This is a genomic window from Microlunatus sp. YIM B11417 (genome assembly GCF_059617205.1).
This window is the reverse complement of record NZ_JCAMPJ010000004.1, coordinates 461,011-486,841: the sequence shown is the minus strand read 5'-3', so window position 1 is coordinate 486,841 and position 25,831 is coordinate 461,011. Positions and strand designations below refer to the sequence as shown.

Sequence of the window (25,831 nt, the reverse complement as noted above, 5' to 3'; positions counted from 1 at the left end):
TGATCATGACCGCGACTCTGCATGACCCGCACCGGGCGATCCGAGCCGACATCTACCGGGCCGGCGCCATCCTCGGCGACGCCCTCGACGACGCAGCCGGGACCCCGCTGGCTGGCCGCGACGCCACCTCGCTGGCCGCCGCGCTGGCCGACATCGCCGAACGGATCGCCGACCTGTGTGACCAGGCCGTCCGCAATCACGCCCTCGCCGGCCACACCGCCACTCCGGAACCCGGAAGCCCGCTCACGACCGGCGAGCACTTCCGCGCCGCCGAACGCCGGTCCCGCGAGACCGCGACCGCGCTCTACCGAACCGCCGCCGGCCACACCGCCCGCGCCGCCTGAAACCCAACCCCGAAAGGAACACTCACCATGAGCAACGACACCACGATCACGATCATCGGGAACCTGACCGCCGACCCCGAACTCGGCTTCACCCGCAGCCGCGACACCTACGCCCGGTTCGTCATCGCCTCCACCCCGCGCCGCTACGACCGCGCCACGAACGGCTGGGCCGACGGGGAAACGATCTTCCTGCGCTGCACCGCCTGGCGCGACCTCGCCGAACACGCCGCCGAATCACTGACCAAGGGCGTCCGGGTGATCATCACCGGCCGGCTCCGGCAGAACAACTGGACCACCGACGACGGCCAACACCGTTCCTCGCTGGACCTCGACGTGGACGACCTCGGCCCGTCCCTGCAATGGGCCACCACCAAGATCACCAAGGCCACCCGGCAACGACCAGAAACGGCACCGGCCGGCGCCGAGACCTATTCGGCACCGACCGGTGACCAGGGCCAGCCGGTCCCGGCCGGAGTCGCGGCGGGCGAGCCGCCGTTCTGACCGGTGCTGGTGAGCGAGTCCGGAGGCTGCCACCTCCGGGCCGCTCGCCGGCCAACCCTTCCCATGACCACGACCGGGACTGAAACCGAGGCGATCATGAACCACCCCCATCCTTACGGAACCCGTCGCCGTCCGCGACTGCTCGACCTGTACTGCTGCGCCGGAGGCGCGGCCACCGGCTATCACCGGGCCGGGTTCGACGTGACCGGCATCGACCACCGGCCCCAACCCCGCTACCCGTTCCGGTTCGTCCAGGCCGACGCCCTCACCTACCTCGCCGAGCACGGGCACCGCTTCGACGCCGTTCACGCCTCCCCGCCGTGTCAGGGCTACAGCACCATGACGCCCGAGCCGGACCGGTACTCGCGCGACATCGGCAAGGTGCGTGCCCTGCTGAGGCTGGCCGGCGTCCCGTACGTGATCGAGAACGTCGAGGGTGCACAACGGGACCTGGACCATCCGGCCAAGCTGTGCGGGTCCGCGTTCGGTCTCGCGGTCCGGCGGCATCGCTACTTCGAAGCCAACTTCGCGGTGCTGAGCACGCCCTGTGCCCATCGTCAACAGGGTCAGCCGATCGGCGTCTACGGCGACCACGCGGAGAACGATCGCGAGTACCGCCGGCCCGACGGCACCCGCCGCGGGCACAAGGCCGCCGACCTCGACCACGCGCGCGCCGCGATGGGTATCGACTGGATGACCTGGCGGGAACTCACCCAGGCCATCCCGCCCGCCTACACCGAACACATCGGCCACCAACTCCTCGCCCATCTCAACGCCGAGGCGATCGGCGGTGCGGCATGACCGGCTACGCACTCGCCGTCGCCCTCGACATGGCTCGGCGCGGCTGGCGGATCTTCCCTCTCAAGCCCAACCGCAAGACCCCCGCGATCCTCGGCTGGGAGAACGCCGCCACCACCGACCCTGATCGGATCCGGCGCTGGTGGAACCACCCCGACCACACAGGCGACGGGATCGGGATCGCCTGCGGACCCTCCCGGCTCCTGGTCATCGACTGCGACCAACCCAAGACCGGCGAAACACCGCCCACCGAGAGGCCGGCCGGGATCCGGGACGGCGCGGACGCGCTCGCCGCGGCCGCCGAACAGGCAGGTGAACACCTGCCTATCGAGACGTTCACCGTGCACACCGGCTCCGGCGGGCTCCACCTGTACTACCGGCAACCCGAACCCGCCCTTGGCAACAGCCAGAGCCGGCTCGCCTGGCACGTCGATACCCGCGGCCGCGGCGGCTACGTCGTCGCCGCCGGCAACCGAATCGGGGGCCGGGTCTACACGATCACCCACGACGCGCCAGCCGCCCCGCTGCCCGACTGGATCGCCGCACGCCTCACCCGCCAACGGCCCGCCGTGGCACGGCCAGCACAGGTCCAGACAGAACGGCTGACCGGCTACCTCGCCGCCGTCGTCGGCGCTGAGGTGCAGTACGTCACCGACGCACCGCCCGGCGAGCACAACCGGGCGCTTTACATCGCCGCGCTCAACCTCGGCCGCCTGGTCGCCGGCCACGCCCTCGACCACGGCACCGCCTACGCCGCCCTGATGGCCGCAGAGCAAGCCCTGGCCGCCTCCTGTCCCAAGGGTGACCACACCGACCAGCAAGCCCACAAAACGATCACGTCCGGGTTCCGGGCTGGCGCCCAACGCCCGCGCAGGATCGCTACCGGAAGGAACGCGGCGTGAGCCACCAACCCACCGAGACCGTGCGACAGCTCCGGCCCGTGGAACCCGACTGGTCCCCCGAGCCAGCCGGGCCCCGGCCGGTCCTGCGGAACCTCGCCGAGGTCCAGCCCGAGCGGATTGATTGGCTCTGGGACGGCTACCTGGCCCGTGGCAAGGTGCACACGTTCGACGGCAACCCCGGCCTCGGCAAGTCCACCGCGCTACTTGATCTTGCCGCCAAGATCACCACCGGCAATCCCTGGCCCGACGGGCAGCCCGGCACCACCCCGGCCGGCGTCGTGCTGCTGTCGGCCGAGGACGGCCTGGCCGACACCATCCGGCCCCGGCTCGACGCCGCCGACGCCGACGTGTCCCGCGTCGTGGCGCTGACCGGGATCACCGTGGACGACTACCCCGAGCCCTACGAACGACTGCCGGTGCTCCCCGGCGATATCGACCACATCGCCGACGCGATCGCCTCCGTGGACGCCGCGCTGGTCGTGATCGATCCGCTGATGGCGTTCCTGGACGGCAAGATCGACTCCCACAAAGACCAATCGATCCGCCGAGCGTTGACACCGCTCACCCGCGCCGCCGAGACCTCCGGCGCCGCCGTCGTGATCGTTCGCCACCTCACCAAGGCCGACGGCGGACCGGCCATCTACCGCGGCGGTGGTTCCATCGGCATCATCGGCGCCGCCCGCCTCGGCTTCACCGTCGCCCGCGACCGCGACAACCCCGACCAGGTGATCATCGCCTCCACCAAATCCAACATCGGACCCGAGCCCGCCAGCCTCGTCTACCACCTCGAGAACAGCGACGACCACGGCTGCGCCCGCGTCATCTGGGACGGCATCACGGAACGCACCGCGGACGACCTCACCGCGCCAGCCATGCCCGCACAGGAGACGAACCAGGATCGCGCGCGAGCCTGGCTGACGGACTACCTGACCGAGCACGAATCCGGAGTACTGCGCACCGATGTCTTCTCGGCCGCGGTTGAGGCCGGGCACGCCGTCCGCAACATCGAACGCGCGTTCAAGGCAGGGCCGTTCACCTCCTCGACCATCAACCGCCACGCGCTCTGGCAACTCGCCATCTCCGCCAACTCAGGCGGCCTTGGCGGAACTGGCGGAAGTGGCGGAGGTGGCGGAACTGGCGGCCATACCGAATCAACCGACGACCTGACGGAAGGACTCTGAACCATGACGACCAAGATCGAGAAGCTGTACGACGTTCCGCAGGCCGCCGAGCTGCTGGGCAGCAGCGAGAAGTTCATTCGCAGGCTGATCGCCGAACGGCGGATTGCGTTCGTCAGGATGGGGCGCTGCATCCGGATCGCTGAGTCGGCACTCAGCGGCTACATCACGGCGCAGACGGTCCAACCGATCGACCGTCGCCGCGGTGGACGGTGGGCTGCCTGATGGCACAGTCGAAGCGGCGGCGGTTTGGCAAGATTCAGCAGCAACGATCGGGGCGATACCAGGCGAGCTACCTGGACCCGCTCGGCGTGCGCCGATATGCGCCCGACACGTTCGAAACAAAGACCGAAGCGAACGACTGGCTAACCACCGTTGAGGCCGATCTACTTCGCGGAGTTTGGCAGGACCCAGATCGAGGAAAGATCAAGTTCGCGCTCTACGCCGAGACCTGGATTCCCGAGCGCCCGAACCTTCGCCCGCGAACGGTCGAACTCTACGAGTGGCTCTATCGGCGTTACCTCAAAGATCATTTCGGGAACGTGTTCCTCTCGGACATCGATCCGGGAATGATCCGCCGGTGGCGGTCGCGACTCATGGGCGAGAACGTCTCGGCAACCATGGTCGCAAAGGCGTATCGGCTGCTTCGCGCGGTGCTGATGACGGCCGTTGACGATGAATTGATCAAGCGGAATCCTTGTCGCATCAAGGGCGCGGGTACCGAGAATCCCGCTGAGCGACCGGTTCTGACTGTGGATCAGGTGTATGCACTTGCTGACAGGATGCCCGAGCGGTACCGAGTCATGATCTTGACGGCGACGTTCCTCAGTCTCCGCTACGGCGAAGTGACCGCATTGCAGCGACGCCACATCAACATCGAGGACCGGACGGCGAGGGTTCAGCATGCATACGGTTTCGTCCGTGGCCGGGGTCTGGTCCTGGGCCCGACCAAGTCCAAGGCCGGCGACCGGATCATTGGGATGCCGGACGAATTGGTTCCCGAGTTGGCGGAGCACCTCGACATGTACACCGATCGATCACCTGATGCGCTCGTATTCACTCATCCATCGGGTAAGCCGATCGCGCGCGGCAACTTCAACCCAACTGTCGGGTGGACTGAGGCCGTGACCGCCATCGGAATGCCCGGCTTCCGCTTCCACGACCTCCGCCACACAGGTAACACGCTCGCCGCCGACTCGGGTGCCAGCACCCGCAATCTGATGGCTCGGATGGGTCAGGACAGTCCTCGGGCTGCGCTGATCTATCAGCACGCATCGTCACAGGCCGATCGGGCCATCGCGGACGCGATCAACGCCCGGATCAAGCTGGCTCGCGAGCGGCGAAAGGCCGGCGCAGAGAGCGGTGAAGGATGCACCGGGGATGCAGACAGCGTCGGAGATGCCCCCGCTGCGGGCAGCAGCTAGGACGCTGATCGGCCCGGTTCCCTTGTGTGTAAGGGAACCGGGCCGTTGGAGCGGATGACGAGAATCGAACTCGCATTCTCAGCTTGGGAAGCTGATGTTCTGCCATTGAACTACATCCGCGCTGACCGGCAGCATACCGGCGCAGAGAGCAGTGTAGCCAACTCGTCCGGTCGCCGCTTGACCCTCCCATTGTCGGAGGGTGCAGGGTTGCGGTCATGAGCGCATCGGTACCGATCGGGGAGTTCTCCAGGCTGACCCATCTCAGCGTCAAGATGCTGCGGCACTACCACGAGATCGGGCTGCTGGAGCCGGCTGAGGTGGATGCGGCGACGAGCTATCGGCGGTACGGGGTCGGGCAGGTTCCGACCGCCCTGCTGATCGCTCGGCTGCGGCGCCTGGACATGCCGCTGCCGGAGATCACGACGGTGGTCCGGGCGGAGTCCGAGGAGGCACGGAACGCGATCATCGCGGAGCATCTGCGCCGGATGGAGGAGGAGCTGGACCGGACCCGGGAGATCGTGGGGTCGCTGCGCCGGCTGCTCTCCCAGCCCAGGATCGGGTACGAGTTCCGCCACACGCATCAGCCCGAGCAGCGGGTCGCCGCCATCGCCGACCGGGTCGACCGAAGCGTGATCGATCTCTGGTGCGCGCAGACGTTCCCGCGGCTGTACGGGGCGCTCGGCGCGGCCGGGATCGCACCGGTCGGCCCGGGCGCCGCGACGTACGACGATTCCTTCTTCACCGACAGCATCGGCGAGGTGGTCGCCTACGTCCCGATCGCCCAGACGCCGCCGCGCGAGCTCCGGGAACTCACGCTCCCGGCCGGCCGGTTCGCGACCACGGTGCATCACGGCAGCTTCACCGACATCGACCGCACCTATGCCGCGCTCGGCAGCTACGTCGCCGAGCGGGAGACCCTCGCGCCGGGACCGGTGCGCGAGCTCTACCTGGTCGGTCCGGGCGACGTGCCCGATCCGGCCGACTACACCACCGAACTCTGCTGGCCCATCGCCGGCTGACCGAAAGGAACCTCGATGCAATTCGGACAGATCGTGATCGACGCCGCCGAGCCCGCCAAGCTGGCCGGCTTCTACGCCGACCTGGTCGGCCGGCCCGTCGCCGACGGCGGCAATCCGTTCATGGCGCAGATCCACGGCGACGCGGCCTTCCCGTCGCTGATGTTCCTGGCCGTGCCCGAGCCCCGTACCGGCAAGAACCGGCTGCACCTCGACCTCGTCTCGGACGACTTCCGGGCCGAGGTCGAGCGGGCGGTCGGGCTCGGCGCGACGAAGGTCGGCGAGTACGAGGAGTACGGCACGGCCTGGGTCACGCTGACCGATCCGGAGGGCAACGTCTTCGACATCGGCCGTCCGCACTAGCCCGGCCCCAGGGTTCGCCCGGGTTCCTCCATTGTCCGGCCGACGAGCATGTCGGACCCCGCGAGGAACGCGTTACGGTACGGGGTGTGACCGCGAGCAACAACGTGCCGGAGCCGGTCGGTCGGGAGCCACGGGACGTGGGGCCGATCGCCGGTGGCAACCTGCGCGCGTCCGACGCCGACCGGGAACAGGTCGCCAACCTGCTCGGTACGGCGTTCGCGGAGGGCCGGCTCACCCACGAGGAATACGACGAGCGACTGGAGCAGGCGATGAGCGCCCGGACGTTCGACGACCTGATGCCGATCACCAGCGACCTGGTCCTGGTGACGCCGCCCTCGCCGCCGCAGCCACAACCGCAAGCTCAGTCCAACGTCACCATCGACCAGTCCCACCCGGCCGAGGAACGCGACACCATGATCGCGATCTTCGGCGGGGCGTCACGCAAGGGGAAGTGGCGGGTTCGTAAGTCCAGCACGGCGATCGCGGTGTTCGGCGGCGTCGAACTCGATCTTCGCGACGCGATCTTCGAGGCCCCGGTGGTGGAGATCATCGGCTTCTGGTGCTTCGGCGGGATGGACGTCCTGGTGCCGGAGGGCGTCGAGGTCCGCGATCAGACCGCGGGGGTGTTCGGCGGCACCGACATCAGCCGGCTCGGCGACCCGGTGCCCGGTGCACCGGTGATCGTTCTGAAGGGGATGTCGTTGTTCGGCGGCGTCAGCGTCAAGGGGCCGAAGAAGCGTCGCTGACGTTCTCGCGTCCCCACTAAGGTGGGATTCGCTATGGATGACCTGTTCGCGCCCCCGCAGTACGAGTGGAAGCGCCTCGCTCCCCCGTACCGTACCTTGCGCCGCCTCACCACCGTCATCGCCGCGGTCGTCTTCGTGGTGCCGGCGGTGATCTTCGGCGTCCTGACCCAGCTCTGGTGGGTCAGCGCGATCGTGATCGCCCTCGGCCTGGCGATCACGGTGCCGCGGTGGCTGCTGATCGAACGGCACTACCGCTCCTGGGGGTACGTGGAGCGCGACGACGACCTCTACATCACGCACGGCGTCATGTTCCGCTCCCTGGTCGCGGTGCCGTACGGGCGGATGCAGCTGGTCGAGGTCGAGTCCGGGCCGCTGGAACGGGCACTCGGACTGGCCCACGTCACCCTGGTCACGGCCAGCGCGTCCACCAACGCGACCATCCCCGGGCTGGTCCCGGAGGAGGCGGCCCGGCTGCGGGACAGCCTGACCCAGCTGGGCGAGGCCCATGCCTCGGGTCTGTGACCGTCGGAAGTCCGGACGATGACCGACCAAGATCATGAGCAGGCCACCGCGCCCGAGCTGGCGCCGGTGGTCGAGGGCGCGCCCGCGGTCAAGCAGACCGAGCGCCCGCACCCGCTGACCCCGTTCATCCGCGGCTGGATCGTGCTGGTCGCGATCGTCGTGTACGGAGGCCGCGAACTGATCCCGGACTCCAACGGGCAGGGCTTCGTGCTGCCCGAGCTGCGCTGGCTGCTGCTCGCGGTCGCCGTGATCGTCGTGCTGGCCGCCGTGGTCGGCTTCATCAGCTGGTACTTCACCCGGTTCGTCATCGACGACGAGGAGCTCCGGGTCGAGACCGGCGCGATCTTCAAGAGTTCCAAGAAGGTCCCGTTCGAGCGGCTGCAGTCGGTGGACATCATCCAGCCGTTCGCCGCCCGGATCTTCGGCCTGGTCGAGTTGCGCCTCGAGGTCGGCGCCGGCGACAACACGATCAAACTTCGTTACCTGCAACGGGACAAGGCGGCCCGGCTGCGGGACTACCTGCTGGTCCGCGCGCACGGCGAGCAGAGCAGTCTGCACGAGGCCGAGCACGGCGAGAAGACCAGCGTCTTCACCGATCTGCGGCAGTCCGACCGGCCGTTGGTGGTGATCAGTCCGGCGATGCTGGTGGGCAGCTTCCTGCTCTCCAGCGAGTTCTTGATCACCGCCTTCCTGACCATCGGCGCGCTGGTCGTGACCGGCGTCCTCGGCGTGATCATCTACGCACTGCCCGGCCTGGTGCCGGCGGTGATCGGCCTGGTGTCACTGGTCGGCCGCCGCCTCATCGCGATGTTCAACTTCACGCTGGCCGAGTCGTCCCGGGGGCTGCGGATCACCCGCGGACTGACCGCGCTGACCAGCCAGTCGGTGCCGCTGGACCGGATCCAGGGGCTCTCGGTGTCGCAGCCGATCCTGTGGCGCCGGCTCGGCTGGTGGCGGGTCGACGTCGACATCCTCGGCTATGGCACCTCGGAGGGCGAGAACAACGACAACAACGCCACCAGCGTGCTGCTGCCGGTGGCCAACAAAGATCAACTTCAGGTCGCCCTGGACCGCGTCCTGCCCGGGGTCGACCTGTCGGCGATCGAGCTGCACCCGTCGCCGCGCCGGGCCCGCTGGCCGGCCTGGTACAACTTCTGGACCCTCAGGTACGGCTACGACGACCGGGTCCTGGTCACCGAGCACGGCTGGCTGACCCATCGCCGCGACATCGTGCCGCACGCCAAGAGCCAGTCGGTCCGGATCGAGCAGGGCCCGTGGCAGCGGCGGCTGCGGCTGGCCGACGTCCACGTCGACACCCCGAAGGGACCGGTCAACGCCGTGGCCCGGCAGCTGGACGAGACCGCGGCCCGCGAACTGGCGCTGACCCAGCTGGACCGGGCCCGGACCGCGCGCGCGGCGGACCGGCAGCGCCGGCTGACCGCCGGCCGGCCGGGTGCCACCGACCGGGACGAGCTGGCGGTGCTGGACCGGTTCCGGATCGGCCCGGAGGCGCTGCTCGGCGGCGGTTCGGAGTCGCAGGTGTACGCCCTCGACGACGACCGGGTGCTCCGGCTGCAGGCGCCCGGTGCCCAGCCCGAGGTGGCAGCCCAGCGCCGGGCCCTGGCCGACCTCTGGACCGGGGTCGATCTCGGCTACGCGGTCCCGCGGGTCCTGGACGCCGGGGAGTTCGCCGGCCGCCGCTACACGGTCGAACCGCGGATCGAGGGCGAGGAACTGCGCCGCTATCTCGCCTCGGATCCGGACGAGTCGCCCCGCCGGGTGGCCCTGGAGCGTTACCTGACCGCCGCGATGGACCTGCAGCGGCTGCCCGTACCCGTGGCCGGCTTCGCCCAGCTGATCGGCCCGGAGGCACCGCGCCGGTTCGACACCCTGGCCGACCTGCTGGCGGCCCAGCTGCACCGGACCGTCGGGGCTGTCCGGCCGCGGCTCGAGGCCGACCTGCCGGACCTGACCGAGCGGTGGCAGGAGCTGTTCGACGCGCTGGCCCGGCGCCAGGCCTGGCCGGCGCTGGTGCACGGCGACTACTTCCCGGGCAACGTGCTGGTCCGCCGCGAGCCCGACGGATCGGCGAGCGTCACCGGCGTGGTCGACTTCAGCCCGCACACCCTGGCGGCCGACCCGATGCTCGACGTCGCGGGAGCGATCGCCTTCCTCGGCCTCGAACCGGCGACCGCCCACCCGGGTGACGAGGAGTGGCTGACCGACCTCGCGGTCGCCCGGCTCGGCGACGAGGCGCGGTTCTGGATCGAGGTGTACCGCCGCTTCTACGCCTTCTACTTCGCTGAGGACCCAGCGATCTACGACTGGTCCGTGGAACAGCTGAGGCGAGACCTCCACCGCGGCAGATAGGCTCCCGTGCATGACCGAACGTCCAGTGCTGGGTATCGATATCGGCGGGAGTGGGATCAAGGGCGCCCCGGTGGATCTCGCCGAGGGTGTGTTCGCGGAGAAGCGACTCCGGATCGAGACCCCGCAGCAGTCGACGCCGAAGAACGTCGCCGCCGTCGTCGGCGAGATCGTTGATCATTTCGCCGACACGATCGGTGACGGACCGATCGGCATCACCGTCCCGGCCGTGGTGACCCACGGCCGCACCCGGTCCGCCGCGAACATCGACAAGTCCTGGATCGACGCACCCGCCGAGAAGATCTTCGAAGATCATCTCGGCCGGCCGATCCTGCTGGTCAACGACGCCGACGCGGCCGGGGTCGCCGAGGTGCAGTACGGCGCGGCGAAGGGGCATCCGGGCCTGGTCCTGATGACCACCCTCGGCACCGGGATCGGCAGCGCGCTGATCTACCGCGGCGTGCTGATCCCCAACTCCGAGCTGGGCCATCTGGAGATCGACGGCCACGACGCCGAGAGCCGGGCCGCGGCCAGCATCAAGGACAAGACCGGCATGTCGTACGAGGAGTACGCCAAGCGGCTGCAGCGCTACTACGAGGTGGTCGAGGCCCTGTTCTGGCCGGATCTGATCGTCGTCGGCGGCGGCGTCAGCAAGGACTCCGACGAGTTCCTGCCGCACCTCAAGCTGAACAGCAAGATCGTGCCCGCCGAGTTGCGCAACAAGGCCGGCATCATCGGCGCCGCCTGGCTGGCCAACGACGCACAGGACAACCCGGACCCGATCGCCCACGCGACCTGATCGTCCTGCGCGGGCTGGACCTGACCCACCTTCCTGGCACTTTGCACAGGTTGCAACCTAGGCAAAGCGCCAGTTTTTCACGTTAACGTGAAAAACTGACCGGGTCGGGCTACATCCGTTCCAGGGCTTCGATGCCGAGCAGGTCGAGCCCGGCGGCGAGGACCCGCTTGGTGGCCAGGCAGAGGGCGAGCCGGGAGGCCCGGATCTCGCCGTCGGCCTTGAGCACCGGGCAGTTCTCGTAGAAGTCGGTGTAGGCGACCGCGAGGTCGTACAGATAGCCGCAGAGCCGGTGCGGCTGCAGCGTCTCGGCCACCTCGGCGACGGTCTCGCCGTACTTGGTCAACTGCAGCGCCAAGGTCTGCTCGGCCGGCTCGTCGATCACGGTGATCTTGTCGGGCACCTGCAGCTGATCCGCCTCGGCCTTGCGCAGCACCTGGCTGCACCGGGCGTGCGCGTACTGCAGGTAGGGGCCGGTGTTGCCCTGCGCCTTGACCATCCGGTCGATGTCGAAGACGTAGTCCTTCTGCAGCCCGCTGGACAGGTCGGCGTACTTGATCGCGGCCAGCGCGATCGGCGGGGACGCCTTCTCCTCGGCCGCGTCGAGCAGGTTGATCAACTTCATCGTGCCGCCGTCCCGGGTCCGCAGCCGCTTGCCGTCGGCACCCAGGATCAGGCCGTAGCCGGCATGCTCGGCGACCACGTCGTCCGGGAGATAGCCCGCCTTGCGGCAGACCGCGAAGACCTGGTTGAAGTGGTACGTCTGCTCGGTGCCGACGACGTAGATCATCCGGTCGGCCTTCAGGTCCCGGACCCGGTGCCGGACGGCGGCCAGGTCCGTGATGCCGTAGCCGTACCCGCCGTCGGTCTTGCGGATGATCATGGGCGAGTTGAAGCCCTCGACGAAGACGCACAACGCGCCGTCGTCGATCACCGCGGTGCCGTTCTCCTCCAGCTCGGTGGCGACGACCGCAAGATCATCGTTGTACGTGGACTCGCCGGCAAGATCATCGTCGGTGAGCTTGACGTGGAGCCGCGCGTAGACGTCGTTGAAGCCCGCCACCGAGAGCGTGATCAACTGCCGCCAGATGGACAGCGTCTGCTCGTCGCCCGACTGCAGCGCCACGACCCGCTTGCGGGCCGAGGCGGCGAAGTCCGGGTCTTCCTTGAAATGCTCGTTGGCCCGCCGGTACAGCTCCTCGGCCTTGACCAGGTCGAAGGTGGACGCGTCCAGGCCCTCCTCGAGGATCTGCTCCACCAGCATGCCGAACTGGGTGCCCCAGTCGCCGAGGTGGTTCTGCGGGATCACCGTATGCCCGAGCGCCGTCAGCACCCGGTTGAAGCAGTCCCCGATCACGGTCGACCGCAGATGTCCGACGTGCATCTGCTTGGCCACGTTCGCGCCCGAGTAGTCGATCACCACCCGCTGCGGCATGTCCGTCGGCACCACCCCGACCGCCGGGTCGGTCAGCTGCCGGCTCGCCTCCGCGGCCAGTACGTCAGCCTTGATCCGGAAGTTGATGAAGCCCGGGCCGGCGATCTCCAGCGGCTCGCACCATTCCGACACGTCCAGGGTGTCGACGATCCGCGCCGCGACCTCGCGCGGCGGCTTGCCCTCGGCCTTGGCCAGGCGCAGCGCGACGTTGGACTGGAAGTGTCCGAACTGCGGCTTCGTGGCGGGCCGGAGTTCGGGGTCGACACCGGCAATCGCCTCGACCGCGGAACTCAACAGGGTAGGAATCGATGACACGAGAGCCCAGTATTCCACTCTCCGAACGGTGCCTCCGAACGGATTCTGATCCACCCGTACAGTGCGATCCATGACCGCCGCCCTGGTGCTGGTCGGCCCGAGCGGGGCCGGCAAGTCGACGCTGCTCCGGGCGCTCGGCGACCAACTGCCCGGACTGCGTACGGTCCGTACCCTCACCACCCGCCCGCGCCGCCCGGGCGAGACCTCCGACACGCACGAGTTCGTCACTCCGGCGGAGTTCGCCGAGCGCCGGGCGGCGGCGCTGGGCGTGCATCGGCACTACGGCCACGACTACGCGCTGCCCCGGCTCGACGCCGAGCCCGGTGTGCCGGTCGCGACCTGCCTGCGGGCCGTCGTGCTGGACCGGCTGCGGGCCCTGCACCCGGACCTGTTGGTGGTCGCCGCAGAGGCTCCGGTGCCGGACCTGCTGGTGCGGCTGCACGAGCGCGGCGACCGGGACCGGGCCGAACCGAAGGTGCTGGCCGCCGAACTGGAGCACGGTCGCCGGATCGCCGACCTGGTCGTCGACACCCGCGAACCCGTACCCGCGAGCCTGGCCCGGATCCGCGAGGTCTGGCCGTGATCACCGCGGCCACGGTCGCGCTGACCATCGCCCTGCTGGCCGGCTTCCTCGCCGTCAACGAGGTCGTCGCGCGGCGCCGGCCGCCGCCGCCCGAGGTGAGCCGGAAGATCGCCCACGTCGGCTCCGCCGTGCTCGCCGCACTGTCCTGCCTCTGGCTCGACTTCCGCTGGTACGTGCTGATCGGCCTGCTGTTCTCCGCGGCGCTGGTGCTGGCGCGGCGCTACCTGCCGCTGCGCAGCCTGAGCTCGCGCGCGGAGGGGTCCTGGGGCGATCTGCTGTTCGGGGTCGGCGTGGCGCTGGCCGGGCTGCTGGCCGACAACGCGATCGTCTTCGTCCTGGCGGTGCTGATCCTCGGACTCGCCGACACCGCGGCCTATGTCGTCGGGCGGCGGTGGCCCATCCGGACCATCGTGTTGGGCCGCTCGGTCGGCGGAGCGCTCGCGTTCCTGGTCACCGCCTTCCTGATCACGTTGCCGGCCGGGCCGGTGCCGGCGCTCGTGGTCGCCCTGAGCTGTACGGTCACGGAGCTGGTCAGCCCGCGCGGCACCGACAACCTCACCGTCCCGGCGATCGCGGCGATCCTGATCAGCGCTCTCGTCTGAGCTCTTCGAGATAGGCGTACGCGGAAACCGCGAACACCAGCACGCCGAGCGCGGTCACCACCTCCTGCTGCCACCAGGGCCCGCCCCCAACCGTCTGCACAGACCACCGGCTGACCGCCAGCGACACCGTGCAGCAGAACGTCCACAGGCTCGCCAGCCGGCCGACCAGACCGACCCAGAGCAGCCGCCGGCTCAGGGTCTCGGCCAGGCCGACCTTGATCAACAACAGCGGCTCGCCGACCACCGTGATCACCGCGGCCAGGATCAGCGCGAACCGGGCCGGCGGCATGATCGCCAGCGCCATGATCACCACACCGGCCACCAGCAGCACCGCCGAGGCGACCAGGGTGGCGGGCAGCCCGTGCCGGACCAGGAAGGTCCGCTTCCCGGTCCGCCGGTCGCCCTCCAGATCGCGGATGTCCTTGAGGAACAACCTTCCGCAGAGCAGCAGATAGAGCCCGGCCACGCCGAGCAGGCCGCGCCCGTCGACCGGCGGCTGGCCCGCGATGGCCCAGACCACGACGGCCGGGAAGATCACGTACCCGATCGGGAGCAACAGCTGGGCGGCGCCACCGCGGCCGGACAGCCGGACCGGCGGCAGGGAGTACGCCAGATTGAGCAGCACCATGATCAAACCGGCCAGGCCGAGCCACGGTGACAGCAGCAGCCCGACCAGGACCACCGCCGCGGCCAGCAACCAGCCGGTCAGCCGCAGCCGGCCCACGCTCACGGTCTTGTTGATCAACGGACGGTCGGCGGCCCCGGCCAGGTTGATCGCGTCCGTGTCCGCGTCGCTGAGGTCGTTGATCGCGACCGCGTGGGCATACCAGAGCGCGAGCATGACCAGTCCGCCCAGGACGGCCGGCGGTTGCGGGGCGGGCAGGCCGAGCAGCAGGTGGCAGAGCAAGGCCTGGAGCAAGATCAGGATCGCCGTGCCGGGCCGCAGCAGCTGCCACAGCAACGGTGAGCGCCCACCCGTTCTCCGCACCACCCCCCGACCCTAATCCCGCCGCCACCCCACAATTCCGCCGACCGGTCACCAAAGCAGCGGTTTTTGCGGCGTGTCGACGCGCAAGTGACCGGTCGGCGGAATTTCGGACAAGGTCAACGGGTTCCGGACCCGCGTCGGGCAGGCGGGTGATTCGGCGAAGTGGGACGATGCGGGCATGGACACCGGACCGTTGGCCGTCATCCTGGTGAACCTCGTCGGCGGGGCCGCCGTGCTCGCCCTGCTGCTGCCCGCGTACGTGCTCGGACGGCGCCGGCTGCTCGCGTCGGAGGAGCCGCTCGCGCACGACCCGGAGTTGCTGACCGGCTACCGGCGGGTCACCGGCGGCCCGCGCCCGGTACTGATCTTCCTGGCCAGCGTGCTCGGCGTGATCGTGGTCGGCCTGGTGATCCAATACCTGGTCACCGAGCAGATCGAGCCCGAGGCCGGCATGATCGCGGCCGGCGTGTCGGCCCTGGTGTTCGTCGCCGCACCGGTCCCGATCGTGCTGGCGATCGTCCTGATCGCCCTGCTGATCTGGCTGATCTCGACCACCCGGGCGCGCTATCGCCACCTGGAGCAGATCGCCCATCAACCGGGCGCGACCGAGGCGGCCGAGCGGCTGCGGAACGAGCGCGGATCGCTCGGCATCGCCGGTGCCGCGGGGTTCGCCGCGGTCACCTGCCTCCTGCTCGGGATCGGCTGGGTCGGGCTGCTGTTCGCGGCCGCCGGCGGCGCGATCCAGTGCGTCCGTAACCCGAAGTGCCTTTAGCGGCTGGCCCATTCACCCCCGTTGACGGCGATCGTCTGTCCCGTGACCTGGCGGGCACCGGGCGAGGCGAGGAACCGTACGGTCTCGGCGATGTCGGCGGGCGTTCCGGCCCGCTTGGTCATCGTGGCCGCGACGAGCGAGGCGCGGCGATCGTCGGTGAGGTTGTCCCGGAAGAACTCGGTCTCCGCGATGTAGCCGGGCGAGACGACGTTGGCCGTGATGCCGCGGCTGCCGACCTGGCGAGCCAGATCGATGTTCCAGGAAGCCACAGCCGCCTTCGCCGCTCCGTACGAACCGACGCCCTTGTCCGCAGCGATCGAGCCGATGGTGATCACCGACGAGCCGCTCGGCATCGCGGGCAGCAGCGCCGTCGTCATCAGGACCGCGGTCAGCAGGTTGCTGTCCAGGTTGCGCCGCCAGGCCTCGGCGACCGCGGCCAGGCTGCCGGGTTCGGCGAAGTCGAAGTCCGTGTTGCCGCCGGCGTTGTTGACCAGCACGTCGACGGCCCCGGCCGCCGCGGCCAGGGCCGCCACCTGCTCCGGGTCCGTACCGTCCAGCGTGATCGGCCGGACCGAACCCTCGAGTTCCGCGGCCGCCCGAGCCAGCACCTCGGTGCGCCGGCCGGTGATGATCACCTGGCAGCCGTCGGCGGCGAACCGCCCGGCGATCTCCCGGCCGATTCCCGTGCCGCCACCGGTCACGACGACAGTGCGCATGCGTCTACCTCCTGCTACGTTTAGGTCTAAACGAGACTAGCAGGAGGGTCGATGCCGGACGCAACCGCGGATGACGCCGTCGATGCGATCGCCACGGCGTGGCAACGGGAACTGCCCGGCGTGCCGGTGCACTCGATCGGCATCGTGACCCGGGTGTGGCAGATCGCGAAACTGCTCGGCGACGACCGCGCCCGGCTGCTGCGGGCGCACGGCGCGGACGCGGCCACGCTCGACCTGCTGGCCACGCTGCGCCGCAGCGGCGAGCCGTACCGGATGACCACGCGGGAACTGGCCGCCGCCTCGCTGATCACGGCCGGGGCGATCACCCAGCGCGTGGATCGCGCCGAGGCGCAGGGGCTGGTGCAGCGGTCGGGACGTGCCGGTTCACGGGCCGTCGACGTCGAACTCACGCCGCTCGGCCACTCGACCGTCGACGGCCTGGTCGTCGCGGTCCTGTCCCGTGAGGCCGAGTTGCTCGACGGGCTCTCCGCCGATCAGCAGGCCGAACTGGGACTCACCTTGCGACAACTCCTGCGCCATCTCTCGGGATTGCTCGGAGACCAGCAGCCCGGCCATGTCGGGCACCACGACGCTAGCGCCGGAACTCGGCCAGCCAAGGGGTGAGGCCGGGCCGGTCGGGGCGTTCCCAGCGGTTGATCGCGACCGGCTCGAGGCCGTACTCACCGAAGCGCTCGATGTCGGCCCGGTCCAGCGGCCACGGCGGTCCCGGCTCCTTCTCGGCGTCGTCGAGGGCCGAAGCGATCACCAGCACCGTTCCGCCCGGCGCGGCCAGTCGAGCGATCGCCGCGGTGGCGTCGACCCGCTGCCCACGCGGGATGGACTGCACGGTCAGGCTCTCCACCACCAGGTCGAAGGCGCCGGTCCACTCCCTCGGCAACGCGAGGACGTCGGCCACCCGGAGGTCGAGATCAGCAGTGGGGTGCCGTTGCCGAGCGCCCGCGATCGCGTCCTCGACGTAGTCGAACCCGGTGGTACGGAAGCCCAGCGAGGCCACGAAGGCCGCGTCGTCCCCGTACCCGCAACCGACGACCATCGCCGACCGGCCGCTGCCACTGATCTTGTTCTCCCGCGCCCAACGGACCAGGTGCGGGTGCGGCGCCTGCCAGTCCCAGGGCGGTTGCCGGCCACCGGCATTCGCGGTCCGATATGTGTCGGTGAACATCGTGATCATCTCGGCCTGCTGCGGTCCGCTCTGACCGGACATCCGATCCTCCCTGTCTGTTCCCGGTGGCGAGGCACCATCGTGCCGTACCCGAGTCGATTCCGCATCGCGGATCGGAAATACTCACGACTGACACCCGACAGACGAGAAGGAGCAACGGTCATGAGCCAGGTGCCCACGATCACCCTCAACGACGGCAACGAGATCCCGCAGCTCGGGTTCGGCGTATGGCAGGTCTCGACCGAGGACATCGTCGCCTCGGTGGCCAAGGCGCTCGAGGTCGGCTACCGGCACATCGACACGGCCGCGATCTACGGCAACGAGGAGGGCGTCGGCCGCGCGATCGCCGAGTCCGGCATCCCGCGCGAGGAGCTGTTCGTCACCACCAAGCTGTGGAACGACAAGCACGCGCACGACGACGCGATCGCCGCGATCCAGACCAGCCTGGAGAAGCTCGGCCTCGACTACGTCGATCTCTACCTGATCCACTGGCCGACGCCGGAGAAGGACAACTACGTCGAGGCGTGGCTGGCGCTCGAGGAGATCAAGTCGAAGGGCTGGTCCAAGTCGATCGGCGTGTCCAACTTCCTCGAAGATCATCTTCGACGCACCGTCGCCGAGAGCTCGACCGTCCCCGCGGTGAACCAGATCGAGTTGCACCCGACCTTCAGCCAGGAGCCGCTGGTCGCCGTGAACTCCGAGCTCGGCATCGTCACCCAGTCCTACAGCCCGCTCGGCCTGTCCAAGGATCTGGCCAACCCGCAGATCCAGGAGCTGGCCGGGAAGCTCGGTCGCACGCCGGCCCAGGTGATCTTGCGCTGGCACATCCAGAAGGGCTACGTGGTGTTCCCGAAGTCGGTCACGCCGGCCCGGATCGCGGAGAACTTCGACATCTTCGGGTTCGAGCTGTCCGCCGACGACATCGCCGTGATCGACGGCGTGAACGTCGACGGCCGGAACAACCCGCACCCCAACGAGTTCAACTGATCATGGAGTGCCGGCGCCCGTTCAGGGGCGCCGGCACCAGATCCGGTCGTCGTCGACGCGATCACCGAGTGTGAAGGTGCAACGGCCGACCTCGGTGAAGCCGTAACGTCCGTAGAAGCGCTTCGCTCGCTCGTTGTGATCGAAGACGGTCAGATAGAGCTCCGGCGCGTCAGCTGCGGTGGCCAGGGCCCACTCCATCAGGCGGTCGGCGATGCCGGTCCCGTGCCATTCCTTCAGTACGTACAGCTGCTGCAGTTCGAGGGCGCCGGGCAGCGGTGTCGCCGCCGGAGCGCGGAGCGGGGTCAGCTTCGCGTACCCGATCGGGCGGGTCGCCTCGAACGCCGCGAACCACCGCAACTCCGGGTCGGCGAGATCGCGGGCCATGCTGCCGTCCGGGCCGTAGCTGCCGTCCAGGAAGGCGCCGAACGGCTCCGGATCGTAGTGCCGGGCGAACGTGTCCGCGAAGCAGCGGCGGGCCATCGCCCGGAGAGCCTCGTGCTGGTCCGGCGTCGGCACGGCGTAGTCGATCCGCTGTTGATCATCCATCTGCGTCTCCAGTCCTGGAGGACGCCCTTGGATTGATCATCCGACCGGCCCGAGCGTGGCGGCCGTGCCGCTGCAGCGTCTCTCGGACTCGCTCCCACTTTACGGCAGACACTCGATAGCCTCGTCACCATGAGCCGACTGCATCCGCTGCTGCACGATGTGCTGATCTTGGTCGCCGCGCCGACCCAGGTGCTCTCCGGCGCCGACGGTGGCATCCGGGCCGACGCCCGGACCGCGCACGGCGTGCTGCACGCCGACTGCCGCGTGATCAGCGAGGCGACCGTGACCGTGGTGGCACCGGACGGTGGGGAGAGCGCCGGCGAATCGATCGCCCGACTCGGCTCCGGCACCGCCGCGACCTTCACCGCGCTGCTCCGCGAGCTGAGCGTGGCGCCGAGCCCGGACCCGGTGCTCCGGCTCGACCGGGAGCGCACCGTCGCGCCCGGCACCGTGACCGAACGGATCACGGTCTCCTCCGTGCTCGAGCATCCGGTGGAGTGCGTGGTCCGGCTTCGGCTGGCCGCCGACCAGGCCGGCATGGACGCCATCCGCTCCGGTACTCCCGTGGAACCGATCGAACTTCCGGAACCGGACGGTGCGTCGGTGACCTGGGCTGACGTACGGACCGCGACGACGCTCACCGCCCCCGATGCCCGGCTGCGGCGGGCCGACGACCGGCGTTCCATGATCATCGAGTGGCCGGTCACGGTTCCGGCCCGCGGTTCGGTGACCTGCTCCTGGGTGGCGGAGGTGACCGACCTCCAGCCGGTGATCATCGCGGCCGGCCGGGACGGGCTCGCGGTCCATGATCACGTACGGACCGCCGAGACACGGCTGGCCGACCGTCCGGAGCCTCGGCTGGGTCGCTGGCTGGAGCTGGCCTTGACCGATCTGGACTCGCTGCGGATGGCCCTGCCCGACTCGCCGGCCGACGCGTTCTTCGCGGCCGGTGCGCCCTGGTACCTGACCTTGTTCGGCCGGGACAGCCTGTGGACCGCGCGCCTGTTGCTGCCCGTTGAACACCGCCCGGCCCTGGGTACGTTGCGTACCCTCGCCGGGCTGCAGGGCCGTCAGGAGGACCCGGAGACCGGCGAGCAGCCGGGCAAGATCATCCACGAGTTGCGCCGAGCCACCCAGGGCTACGGGGACAGCTGGCTGCCGCCGCGCTACTACGGGACGATCGACGCGACGCCGCTCTGGGTCTGCCTGCTGCACGACACCTGGCGCGCCGGCGGAGTCCCGGACTCCGAGTTGGCCGCACTCGCCCCGGCGTTGACCGGCGCACTGTCCTGGATGATCGACTTCGGTGACGCCGACGGCGACGGCTTCCTGGAGTACATCGACGCCAGCGGCCGCGGGCTGGCCAACCAGGGCTGGAAGGACTCCGGCGACGCCGTGCGGTTCACCGACGGCAGCCAGGCCGACGGTCCGGTGGCGCTGTCCGAGGTGCAGGGCTATGCGTACGAGGCCGCGGTCAAGGGCGCCGAACTTCTGGATGTGCTCGGCCTCGACGGCAGTGATCGTTTCCGTACCTGGGCAGCCGATCTCGCCGACCGGTTCCGCGCCGCGTTCTGGTGCGAACGGGACGGCGAGCGCTACCCGGCGCTGGCCCTGGACGGATCGAAGCGACGGGTGGACTCCCTGACCAGCAACATCGGCCACCTGCTCGGCACCGGGCTGTTGGGCGCCGACGAGGAGCGGCAGGTGGCCCGCATGATCGCCACGCCCGAATTGGACTCGGGGCTCGGCCTCCGCACGATGTCGATCAAGGACGGCGGCTACTCCCCGCTCAGCTACCACTGCGGCTCGGTCTGGCCGCACGACACCGCGATCGTGATCAACGGCCTGGTCCGCTCCGGCCTGACCGAGCACGGCGCGGGCCTGATCGAAGGTCTGCTCCGAGCCTCGGTCCTCTTCGAGCAGCGCCTGCCGGAACTCTGGTCCGGCGAAGGCCGCCCGGTCCCGTACCCGGCCGCCTGCCGCCCTCAGGCCTGGTCCGCCGCAGCCGCCGTCACCGTCGCCCACGCCCTCGGCGCCCTGCCCTGAGCCGGCTCGGCGCGCCCAGCGCGGACCGAAAACGCGTTGGCCGGCCGACCGGAGTGTGGCAGAGTCGCGGGCTATGGCGGGCCTCGACGGAGTCGTGATCAGGCCGTTCCGCCGCGACGACGTCGACAGGTGGACTCGGACACCGTCGCACCGGCAGCACGTGATCGACGGGCTGAAGCAGGCGGGTGACTATCTGGCCGCGGTGCTGCCCGGTGGTCGGATCGCGGGCAAGATCGGGATCCGGTACGACGAGCATCCCGGTGCCGGGACCGTGTTTCAGTTCGATGTCGTGGAAGACCTTCGGAACAAGGGAATCGGGACCGCACTGATCGGCCGGGCCGAGCAGGTGATTCGTGATCATGGCTGTGATCGGGTCACGTTGGGCGTCGAGGAATCCAACGACGGCGCCATCCGGCTCTACCGCCGCCTGGGCTATCAGGAGTTCGGGACTGAGCCGGCCGAGTGGGACCAGGAGGGTCCGGACGGCACCGTCTACCGCTACCGCTGCTTGTGCCTCCTGATGCAGCGCACCTGGTCCGCTCGCTGATCCGAGTCCCGCACCGGGTCAGATGATCAACTTCAGGCGACGGGAGTGGACATGGGGACACGTACGGTGCTCAACATCGCGGTCAGTGACGACCTGGTGGAGTCCTGGCGCGGCTGGTTCGCGCCGCCTCGACAGCCGTTTCCGTTGGATCCTCTCGCTCCGGCGGTTGCGGCGACGGTTCCGGTCGTCGAGGGAGACCCGATCGACGAGGTGCGGGATACGTTCGGCGTGTACCGCGGGGCCTGGACCTGGTTGGACGAAGCCGAGTTCGATGCTCTGCCCTACCGCAGCCGTCGGGCACTGGCAGCCGCTCAGCGACGATCGGTCAGGCCCAAACCGAAGCCCGTCTGGCCGTCGCAACTCGCCCGCGCGGGAGACGAGCTGCTGGTGCGCTGGGTTGAGACCAACCGCAAGCCCAGCCAGCACGAGATCGTGCCGGCGTCGGTCTGGCGGCGGGCCGAACGCCTGCTGCCCGAGGCGAAGCGGCTCGCCGGGACCTTCCCGAGCAGCTCCGGGCCGAACTGCTACGGCAACGTCGTGGCCGCCGCCGGCGTACCGGACACGGCGACCGTCCAGGTGTTCCCGGACCAGTTCCAGGCCTGGCTGGACCGGCAGACCGAACCCGTCCGCGGGACCGGCCATGATCGGGACCCGGGCACCGTCCTGTACTGGACCGAGCACGGGAAGCTGGCCCACGCGGCGGTGACGATCGGGGACGGGTGGGTCCTGAACAAGCCCTCCCAGGCCTGGTCGTGTCCCCGGTTGATCATGACGGTACGGGACCTGATCAACCGTTGGAAGTTCCCCACGACTCGCCTGTATCGGCGCCGGATCACCAACTGAGGCTGGTCAGCCTGCCCCTATCACGCAGCTGAGAACGTCGATCAGTTCGGCGCCATGCCTCGCGATCCAGCGCTGGGTCTGCACGGCGTCCGGGACCCGGGACGCGACATCCTCCAGCCGGGCGGCGCCACGCTGCCACAAGTTGGCTCGCCAGCCGACCGCTCCGATCGCCCGGGCCAGGATCAACTCGGGGATGATCATGATCTCGGCGGGATCCAGCCGGACCGTCTCGGCGTAGCCCTCGAGCAGCGCCGTAGTCCTGGTTCGCCAGTCGTCGCCGTTCAGGTAGCCGCTCTGATACAGCAGGATGGTCAGATCGTTCACCCGCAGGTCGCGGCCGGCGAACTCGAAATCGATCACGCCGGTGATCCTGATCTCCGGATCGTCGACTGCGAGCAGGCTGTAGGCCCCGACGTCACGGTGGATGATCTGCGCCGGCAGCTTCGCGCCACGAACCTGCATGTCGGAATGATCATGAAGCCAGTCGACCTGATCACCGGGCAGGCCGGCGGCGCCGAGCGCTGTGATCATCGTGTCGCCCAGCTCGGCCCGACCGAGGTCCGTGCTGAGCCAGTCGAACGGGGCATCCTTCGCCGGTACGCAGGCCAGGGCAGCGGCGAGCCGGCCCAGGGCGCGCCCGGCCGTCCGCGCCGCGTCGATCCGGTCGAGGTCGGGGCGCCGGCCCTCGATCCAGTCGACCAGGCTGACCGCACCCCAGGGCGATTCGACGACCGTCGCCCCGTCACGCGCCGGCCGTGGTGCCGACACCCGGAACGGCAGGTCAGCGGTAGCCAACCGGTCCAGCAACCGATGCTCGGCCAGCACCCGATCATGATCAAGAGTCTGATACAGCCGGAGCACGGCGATCGGCCGGTCTGCGACCACGATCCGGGTCAGGTTATGGGTGCCGCGGAGAGGGGGCCGCAGCCGGACCTCGCCACCCCGCCAATGCCGGTGCACCAACTCCAGCAGGGCGTCGTCGTCCGGGGGTCTGATCATGACGGGTCAGTCTCGCCGAATGATGAGCCACCCGCCAGGAGGGACGGTCGAACCGTCCGCCGATCGGGCGGCGGCTGTCGGTGGCGTCGCCTAGCGTCGTTCAGACCGACGACTTCGGAGGTTCGAATGAATGACGAAGCGGCACCGGCCGAACCTACGGCCCGGCCCGGGCGTCTACCCGATGGCTACAACGATTCCGGCGAACAACGTCTCCTCGGCTGGAGGGACGTCCGCCACCGTTTGGAGCAGTCGAAGCACTTCTGGTTCAGCACGGCGGACGCCGGCGGAGCACCACATGCTCGGCCGATCTGGGTCTGCTGGCGAATCCACGGATCCAGGTGCACCTGGAGAGCGCGACCGACGTGGTGATCGTCGAGGGCGTGTTCACGCTCGAGAACGACCTGACCGAGGAATCCTTTCGGCGTGTCCAGGCGAGCTATCTCACGCGCTACCGCGACTATCAACCCGAAGCTGCCGACGGCTTGTTCATGATCAAACCTCGGCATGTGCTGGCGTGGTCACAGTTCCCGGCCGATGTGACGCGATTCGTGTTCGACGATGATCAAGGCTGATCAGGCCGACCGACGCCGTGCCATTGCCGCTGACCCATAACGCTGTTATGGTCGATATCTCGGGGTTTCCTTCGCTATATCGAAGATTAGAGGAGATCATGCCCAGAGAGAGATCGGTCATGGCCAGGGTCGGGGCACTCGTTGCCTCGACAGGTGTCGCCGTAGTGACGCTCGCGCTGTCGGTGCCTGCGCAGGCCGCAACCACGACTGCCGATGGCGACGTGGACGTCATGGCGTGGCCGAGTTCGTGCCACACCGCCATCGATACGTTCCGCGAGTACTCGAGTGCTCAGTGCGTGCACCCGAACGGGGGTTCCTGGCGCGCGATTGCCATCTGTGAAGGCCCGAACGGCACCGTCCATCGGTACGGCGGATGGCGGCAGGGCGGACAGTCCAATGCCTACTGCGTCGGAACCGAGCTGGTTCGGCCGGGCGATGGCGGCGCCATCGAGACCCGGACCTGGTGACGGACAGCCGCTGATCACATGACCACTCACCGAAGGGAGACCGCTATGTCGCCAGAAGCAACGAGAAGGTCCAAGGGAGCCCGTGCGCGTCGGGTCGCGTTGGCCGCAGCCGGTGTCACCGCCGTCGCGCTCGCGGGACTGACGTCTGCGACGAGTGCTGCTGCGGCGCCTGTCGTCACCGGGTATCCGACCGATTGCCATGACTACCTGTCGAAGAACGGCTGGTTCTCGAGATGTGGGTCGGGTTCCGGGTTCTACAAGTCATCGGTGATCTGCAATCCATGGGACGGTGGTCCCAAGTTCGTCCGGGACGCAGAGTCATGGTCCACGCCCGGCGCCCTTTCGTACTCCTGGGTGAAGTGCCCGGCCCAGACGACCGCCGAATCCGGCGGAATCCTGTACAGCTCCTAGCTCCGGCCTCCGCACGGTGCCCGACCTGCGTGCGCGCGAGAGCAGTGTCTCGACGATGATCAAGGCTGACAGCGGGGGCACCAGTAGCTGAGGCGTTCCTGGCCTTCCGGGCCGAACTCCTCGCTCTTGATCATCGTCCCGCAGCGGCGGCAGGGCTGGCCGGCCCTTCCGTACACGTAGCTTCGGGCGCCGGAGCGGAGGTCGCCGGTGCTGGTCTGCTCGGGGCGCTCCCGGTTGGCCATGATCAATCGGTGGGCGCGGTCGACCAGACGGCGCAGGTTCGGTACGTCGGCGACCGGACGGCGCGGGTGGATTCCTTGCAGGAAACAGATCTCGGCCCGATAGAAGGTGCCGAGGCCGGCCAGGTTGCGCTGGTCGAGCAGGGCCTCGCCGATCGCCCGCTCGGAGGCTTCGCCGAGTCTGCGTACGGCTTCGTCGAGGTCCCAGTCCGGGCCGAGCAGATCGGGGCCGAGGTGACCGAGGACCCGATCCTCCTCGGCGGTCGGCAACAGTTCCAGCACCGGCAGCCGATAGCCCACGGCGACCTGGTCGGCGTTCGCCAGCAGGGCCCGGATCTCGTGCGGCGGCCCGCCCCGCGGCGTCCGCCCGGCCGGGGAGATCCGCCAGGTCCCGTCCATCCGAAGATGGCTGTGCAGCGTACGCCCGTCGTCGAACCGGAACAGCTGGTGCTTCCCTCGGGACACCACCTCACGCACCGCGTGCCCGACCAGGGAGACCGTCGCCAGCGACGGCACCCGCAGCTCGGCACGGACGAGCGGGCGACCGGCAAGGGCGGCGTGCAGCCGCCGACAAGCCAGCCAGACCGTGTCGCCTTCAGGCATGCCGCCCATTGTGGCCCACC

Annotated in this window: 30 protein-coding genes and 1 tRNA gene; 23 read left to right on the top strand and 8 right to left on the bottom strand. The window is 69.3% G+C overall.

Translation table 11 applies throughout. From position 1 onward, the window contains the following. The first annotated feature begins 5 nt into the window (after positions 1–5). The 7 genes from AC6CCG_RS21790 to AC6CCG_RS21760 all read left to right on the top strand — a co-directional run bounded on the left by AC6CCG_RS21790 (position 6) and on the right by AC6CCG_RS21760 (position 5,147). Positions 6–344 carry a hypothetical protein gene (locus AC6CCG_RS21790; protein ID WP_496656752.1) on the top strand — a complete coding sequence of 113 codons (339 nt, stop codon included), beginning with the start codon at positions 6–8 and terminating at the stop codon, positions 342–344. 27 nt (positions 345–371) lie between these two features. Beyond that, positions 372–845 carry a single-stranded DNA-binding protein gene (gene ssb / locus AC6CCG_RS21785; RefSeq protein WP_496656751.1) on the top strand — a complete coding sequence of 158 codons (474 nt, stop codon included), beginning with the start codon at positions 372–374 and terminating at the stop codon, positions 843–845. Between the two features lie 96 nt (positions 846–941). Beyond that, entirely contained in the window at positions 942–1,646 is a 705-nt protein-coding gene (locus AC6CCG_RS21780) for a hypothetical protein (RefSeq protein ID WP_496656750.1), read from the top strand. Beyond that, positions 1,643–2,545, top strand: coding sequence for a bifunctional DNA primase/polymerase (locus AC6CCG_RS21775; protein WP_496656749.1), 903 nt, complete (start codon positions 1,643–1,645; stop codon positions 2,543–2,545). The genes AC6CCG_RS21780 and AC6CCG_RS21775 overlap by 4 nt, the downstream gene beginning before the upstream one ends. Next, positions 2,542–3,726 (top strand): AAA family ATPase, encoded by a 1,185-nt coding sequence (locus AC6CCG_RS21770; protein ID WP_496656748.1) that lies wholly within the window; start codon positions 2,542–2,544, stop codon positions 3,724–3,726. Before AC6CCG_RS21775 ends, AC6CCG_RS21770 begins: the two co-directional genes overlap by 4 nt. 3 nt (positions 3,727–3,729) lie before the next feature. Further along, on the top strand, positions 3,730–3,948 hold the full coding sequence (locus tag AC6CCG_RS21765; protein WP_496656747.1) for a helix-turn-helix domain-containing protein: 219 nt from the start codon (positions 3,730–3,732) through the stop codon (positions 3,946–3,948). Further along, positions 3,948–5,147: a tyrosine-type recombinase/integrase gene (locus AC6CCG_RS21760; RefSeq protein WP_496656746.1), complete on the top strand. Its 1,200-nt coding sequence runs from the start codon at positions 3,948–3,950 to the stop codon at positions 5,145–5,147. Before AC6CCG_RS21765 ends, AC6CCG_RS21760 begins: the two co-directional genes overlap by 1 nt. 46 nt (positions 5,148–5,193) lie before the next feature. On the opposite strand, the gene AC6CCG_RS21755 is transcribed toward AC6CCG_RS21760, so the two are convergent. Continuing rightward, positions 5,194–5,267: transfer RNA gene (locus AC6CCG_RS21755), tRNA-Gly, on the bottom strand. 95 nt (positions 5,268–5,362) lie between these two features. Here AC6CCG_RS21755 and AC6CCG_RS21750 point away from each other — a divergent pair. From AC6CCG_RS21750 to ppgK, 6 genes are all read left to right on the top strand, one after another. Then, complete coding sequence (locus tag AC6CCG_RS21750; protein ID WP_496656745.1) at positions 5,363–6,166, top strand: MerR family transcriptional regulator; 804 nt, start codon at positions 5,363–5,365, stop codon at positions 6,164–6,166. A gap of 15 nt (positions 6,167–6,181) precedes the next feature. Beyond that, positions 6,182–6,526, top strand: a complete 345-nt coding sequence (locus tag AC6CCG_RS21745; protein WP_496656744.1) for a VOC family protein — start codon at positions 6,182–6,184, stop codon at positions 6,524–6,526. A gap of 86 nt (positions 6,527–6,612) precedes the next feature. Further along, complete coding sequence (locus tag AC6CCG_RS21740) at positions 6,613–7,272, top strand: DUF1707 SHOCT-like domain-containing protein (RefSeq protein WP_496656743.1); 660 nt, start codon at positions 6,613–6,615, stop codon at positions 7,270–7,272. A 33-nt stretch (positions 7,273–7,305) separates the two neighbouring features. Further along, a complete protein-coding gene (locus tag AC6CCG_RS21735) occupies positions 7,306–7,794 on the top strand; it encodes a PH domain-containing protein (RefSeq protein ID WP_496656742.1) in 489 nt (162 codons plus the stop codon). Positions 7,795–7,812: 18 nt separating this feature from the next. Next, positions 7,813–10,164, top strand: coding sequence for a PH domain-containing protein (locus AC6CCG_RS21730; protein WP_496656741.1), 2,352 nt, complete (start codon positions 7,813–7,815; stop codon positions 10,162–10,164). A gap of 10 nt (positions 10,165–10,174) precedes the next feature. Next, positions 10,175–10,960, top strand: a complete 786-nt coding sequence (gene ppgK / locus AC6CCG_RS21725) for a polyphosphate--glucose phosphotransferase (RefSeq protein WP_496656740.1) — start codon at positions 10,175–10,177, stop codon at positions 10,958–10,960. A gap of 109 nt (positions 10,961–11,069) precedes the next feature. Here ppgK and argS read toward each other — a convergent pair whose 3' ends face one another. Next, positions 11,070–12,707, bottom strand: coding sequence for an arginine--tRNA ligase (gene argS, locus AC6CCG_RS21720; protein ID WP_496656739.1), 1,638 nt, complete (start codon positions 12,705–12,707; stop codon positions 11,070–11,072). Positions 12,708–12,777: 70 nt separating this feature from the next. Between argS and AC6CCG_RS21715 the strand changes: the two genes are divergently transcribed. Further along, on the top strand, positions 12,778–13,290 hold the full coding sequence (locus AC6CCG_RS21715) for a nucleoside/nucleotide kinase family protein (protein WP_496656738.1): 513 nt from the start codon (positions 12,778–12,780) through the stop codon (positions 13,288–13,290). Further along, positions 13,287–13,892: a hypothetical protein gene (locus AC6CCG_RS21710; RefSeq protein ID WP_496656737.1), complete on the top strand. Its 606-nt coding sequence runs from the start codon at positions 13,287–13,289 to the stop codon at positions 13,890–13,892. The genes AC6CCG_RS21715 and AC6CCG_RS21710 overlap by 4 nt, the downstream gene beginning before the upstream one ends. Here AC6CCG_RS21710 and AC6CCG_RS21705 read toward each other — a convergent pair. Next, a complete protein-coding gene (locus AC6CCG_RS21705; protein WP_496656736.1) occupies positions 13,876–14,883 on the bottom strand; it encodes a UbiA family prenyltransferase in 1,008 nt (335 codons plus the stop codon). The two genes, AC6CCG_RS21710 and AC6CCG_RS21705, sit on opposite strands and share 17 nt — an antisense overlap. A gap of 175 nt (positions 14,884–15,058) precedes the next feature. Here AC6CCG_RS21705 and AC6CCG_RS21700 point away from each other — a divergent pair, with 175 nt between their 5' ends. Then, the gene (locus AC6CCG_RS21700) at positions 15,059–15,652 is read left to right on the top strand and encodes a hypothetical protein (protein ID WP_496656735.1); all 594 of its coding nucleotides are present in this window, start codon (positions 15,059–15,061) and stop codon (positions 15,650–15,652) included. Here the strand turns inward: AC6CCG_RS21700 and AC6CCG_RS21695 are convergent. Further along, positions 15,649–16,368, bottom strand: coding sequence for an SDR family NAD(P)-dependent oxidoreductase (locus tag AC6CCG_RS21695; protein ID WP_496656734.1), 720 nt, complete (start codon positions 16,366–16,368; stop codon positions 15,649–15,651). The genes AC6CCG_RS21700 and AC6CCG_RS21695 overlap by 4 nt on opposite strands. Positions 16,369–16,419: 51 nt before the next feature. Here AC6CCG_RS21695 and AC6CCG_RS21690 point away from each other — a divergent pair, with 51 nt between their 5' ends. Beyond that, positions 16,420–16,992 (top strand): MarR family winged helix-turn-helix transcriptional regulator, encoded by a 573-nt coding sequence (locus AC6CCG_RS21690; RefSeq protein ID WP_496656733.1) that lies wholly within the window; start codon positions 16,420–16,422, stop codon positions 16,990–16,992. On the opposite strand, the gene AC6CCG_RS21685 is transcribed toward AC6CCG_RS21690, so the two are convergent. Beyond that, on the bottom strand, positions 16,961–17,593 hold the full coding sequence (locus AC6CCG_RS21685) for a methyltransferase domain-containing protein (RefSeq protein WP_496656732.1): 633 nt from the start codon (positions 17,591–17,593) through the stop codon (positions 16,961–16,963). The two genes, AC6CCG_RS21690 and AC6CCG_RS21685, sit on opposite strands and share 32 nt — an antisense overlap. 120 nt (positions 17,594–17,713) lie before the next feature. Between AC6CCG_RS21685 and AC6CCG_RS21680 the strand changes: the two genes are divergently transcribed. Beyond that, on the top strand, positions 17,714–18,538 hold the full coding sequence (locus AC6CCG_RS21680) for an aldo/keto reductase (protein WP_496656731.1): 825 nt from the start codon (positions 17,714–17,716) through the stop codon (positions 18,536–18,538). 21 nt (positions 18,539–18,559) lie between these two features. Here AC6CCG_RS21680 and AC6CCG_RS21675 read toward each other — a convergent pair whose 3' ends face one another. Next, positions 18,560–19,084 (bottom strand): GNAT family N-acetyltransferase, encoded by a 525-nt coding sequence (locus AC6CCG_RS21675; RefSeq protein ID WP_496656729.1) that lies wholly within the window; start codon positions 19,082–19,084, stop codon positions 18,560–18,562. A gap of 129 nt (positions 19,085–19,213) precedes the next feature. Here AC6CCG_RS21675 and AC6CCG_RS21670 point away from each other — a divergent pair, with 129 nt between their 5' ends. The 3 genes from AC6CCG_RS21670 to AC6CCG_RS21660 all read left to right on the top strand — a co-directional run bounded on the left by AC6CCG_RS21670 (position 19,214) and on the right by AC6CCG_RS21660 (position 22,520). Continuing rightward, entirely contained in the window at positions 19,214–21,130 is a 1,917-nt protein-coding gene (locus tag AC6CCG_RS21670; protein WP_496656728.1) for a glycogen debranching N-terminal domain-containing protein, read from the top strand. A 73-nt stretch (positions 21,131–21,203) separates the two neighbouring features. Continuing rightward, entirely contained in the window at positions 21,204–21,677 is a 474-nt protein-coding gene (locus AC6CCG_RS21665) for a GNAT family N-acetyltransferase (protein WP_496656727.1), read from the top strand. A 51-nt stretch (positions 21,678–21,728) separates the two neighbouring features. Beyond that, entirely contained in the window at positions 21,729–22,520 is a 792-nt protein-coding gene (locus tag AC6CCG_RS21660) for a hypothetical protein (RefSeq protein WP_496656726.1), read from the top strand. A gap of 6 nt (positions 22,521–22,526) precedes the next feature. On the opposite strand, the gene AC6CCG_RS21655 is transcribed toward AC6CCG_RS21660, so the two are convergent. Continuing rightward, entirely contained in the window at positions 22,527–23,519 is a 993-nt protein-coding gene (locus tag AC6CCG_RS21655) for a phosphotransferase enzyme family protein (RefSeq protein ID WP_496656725.1), read from the bottom strand. Between the two features lie 338 nt (positions 23,520–23,857). On the opposite strand from AC6CCG_RS21655, the gene AC6CCG_RS21650 reads away from it, so the two are divergent. After that, positions 23,858–24,091 carry a hypothetical protein gene (locus tag AC6CCG_RS21650; RefSeq protein WP_496656724.1) on the top strand — a complete coding sequence of 78 codons (234 nt, stop codon included), beginning with the start codon at positions 23,858–23,860 and terminating at the stop codon, positions 24,089–24,091. Positions 24,092–24,255: 164 nt separating this feature from the next. Beyond that, positions 24,256–24,558 (top strand): hypothetical protein, encoded by a 303-nt coding sequence (locus tag AC6CCG_RS21645; RefSeq protein WP_496656723.1) that lies wholly within the window; start codon positions 24,256–24,258, stop codon positions 24,556–24,558. 470 nt (positions 24,559–25,028) lie between these two features. On the opposite strand, the gene AC6CCG_RS21640 is transcribed toward AC6CCG_RS21645, so the two are convergent. Beyond that, positions 25,029–25,811: an Fpg/Nei family DNA glycosylase gene (locus tag AC6CCG_RS21640; protein ID WP_496656722.1), complete on the bottom strand. Its 783-nt coding sequence runs from the start codon at positions 25,809–25,811 to the stop codon at positions 25,029–25,031. Positions 25,812–25,831: the final 20 nt, after the last annotated feature.

Bases quoted from the DNA above. Each gene is read 5' to 3' on its own strand.
- AC6CCG_RS21665 (WP_496656727.1), top strand. From the start codon at position 21,204: ATGGCGGGCCTCGACGGAGTCGTGATCAGGCCGTTCCGCCGCGACGAC.
- AC6CCG_RS21730 (WP_496656741.1), top strand. From the start codon at position 7,813: ATGACCGACCAAGATCATGAGCAGGCCACCGCGCCCGAGCTGGCGCCG.
- AC6CCG_RS21775 (WP_496656749.1), top strand. From the start codon at position 1,643: ATGACCGGCTACGCACTCGCCGTCGCCCTCGACATGGCTCGGCGCGGC.
- AC6CCG_RS21685 (WP_496656732.1), bottom strand. From the start codon at position 17,593: ATGTCCGGTCAGAGCGGACCGCAGCAGGCCGAGATGATCACGATGTTC.
- AC6CCG_RS21715 (WP_496656738.1), top strand. From the start codon at position 12,778: ATGACCGCCGCCCTGGTGCTGGTCGGCCCGAGCGGGGCCGGCAAGTCG.
- AC6CCG_RS21680 (WP_496656731.1), top strand. From the start codon at position 17,714: ATGAGCCAGGTGCCCACGATCACCCTCAACGACGGCAACGAGATCCCG.
- AC6CCG_RS21655 (WP_496656725.1), bottom strand. From the start codon at position 23,519: ATGATCAGACCCCCGGACGACGACGCCCTGCTGGAGTTGGTGCACCGG.
- ppgK (WP_496656740.1), top strand. From the start codon at position 10,175: ATGACCGAACGTCCAGTGCTGGGTATCGATATCGGCGGGAGTGGGATC.
- AC6CCG_RS21745 (WP_496656744.1), top strand. From the start codon at position 6,182: ATGCAATTCGGACAGATCGTGATCGACGCCGCCGAGCCCGCCAAGCTG.
- ssb (WP_496656751.1), top strand. From the start codon at position 372: ATGAGCAACGACACCACGATCACGATCATCGGGAACCTGACCGCCGAC.
- AC6CCG_RS21780 (WP_496656750.1), top strand. From the start codon at position 942: ATGAACCACCCCCATCCTTACGGAACCCGTCGCCGTCCGCGACTGCTC.
- AC6CCG_RS21660 (WP_496656726.1), top strand. From the start codon at position 21,729: ATGGGGACACGTACGGTGCTCAACATCGCGGTCAGTGACGACCTGGTG.
- AC6CCG_RS21640 (WP_496656722.1), bottom strand. From the start codon at position 25,811: ATGCCTGAAGGCGACACGGTCTGGCTGGCTTGTCGGCGGCTGCACGCC.
- AC6CCG_RS21750 (WP_496656745.1), top strand. From the start codon at position 5,363: ATGAGCGCATCGGTACCGATCGGGGAGTTCTCCAGGCTGACCCATCTC.
- AC6CCG_RS21735 (WP_496656742.1), top strand. From the start codon at position 7,306: ATGGATGACCTGTTCGCGCCCCCGCAGTACGAGTGGAAGCGCCTCGCT.
- AC6CCG_RS21690 (WP_496656733.1), top strand. From the start codon at position 16,420: ATGCCGGACGCAACCGCGGATGACGCCGTCGATGCGATCGCCACGGCG.
- AC6CCG_RS21790 (WP_496656752.1), top strand. From the start codon at position 6: ATGACCGCGACTCTGCATGACCCGCACCGGGCGATCCGAGCCGACATC.
- AC6CCG_RS21700 (WP_496656735.1), top strand. From the start codon at position 15,059: ATGGACACCGGACCGTTGGCCGTCATCCTGGTGAACCTCGTCGGCGGG.
- AC6CCG_RS21695 (WP_496656734.1), bottom strand. From the start codon at position 16,368: ATGCGCACTGTCGTCGTGACCGGTGGCGGCACGGGAATCGGCCGGGAG.
- AC6CCG_RS21670 (WP_496656728.1), top strand. From the start codon at position 19,214: ATGAGCCGACTGCATCCGCTGCTGCACGATGTGCTGATCTTGGTCGCC.
- AC6CCG_RS21675 (WP_496656729.1), bottom strand. From the start codon at position 19,084: ATGGATGATCAACAGCGGATCGACTACGCCGTGCCGACGCCGGACCAG.
- AC6CCG_RS21765 (WP_496656747.1), top strand. From the start codon at position 3,730: ATGACGACCAAGATCGAGAAGCTGTACGACGTTCCGCAGGCCGCCGAG.
- AC6CCG_RS21760 (WP_496656746.1), top strand. From the start codon at position 3,948: ATGGCACAGTCGAAGCGGCGGCGGTTTGGCAAGATTCAGCAGCAACGA.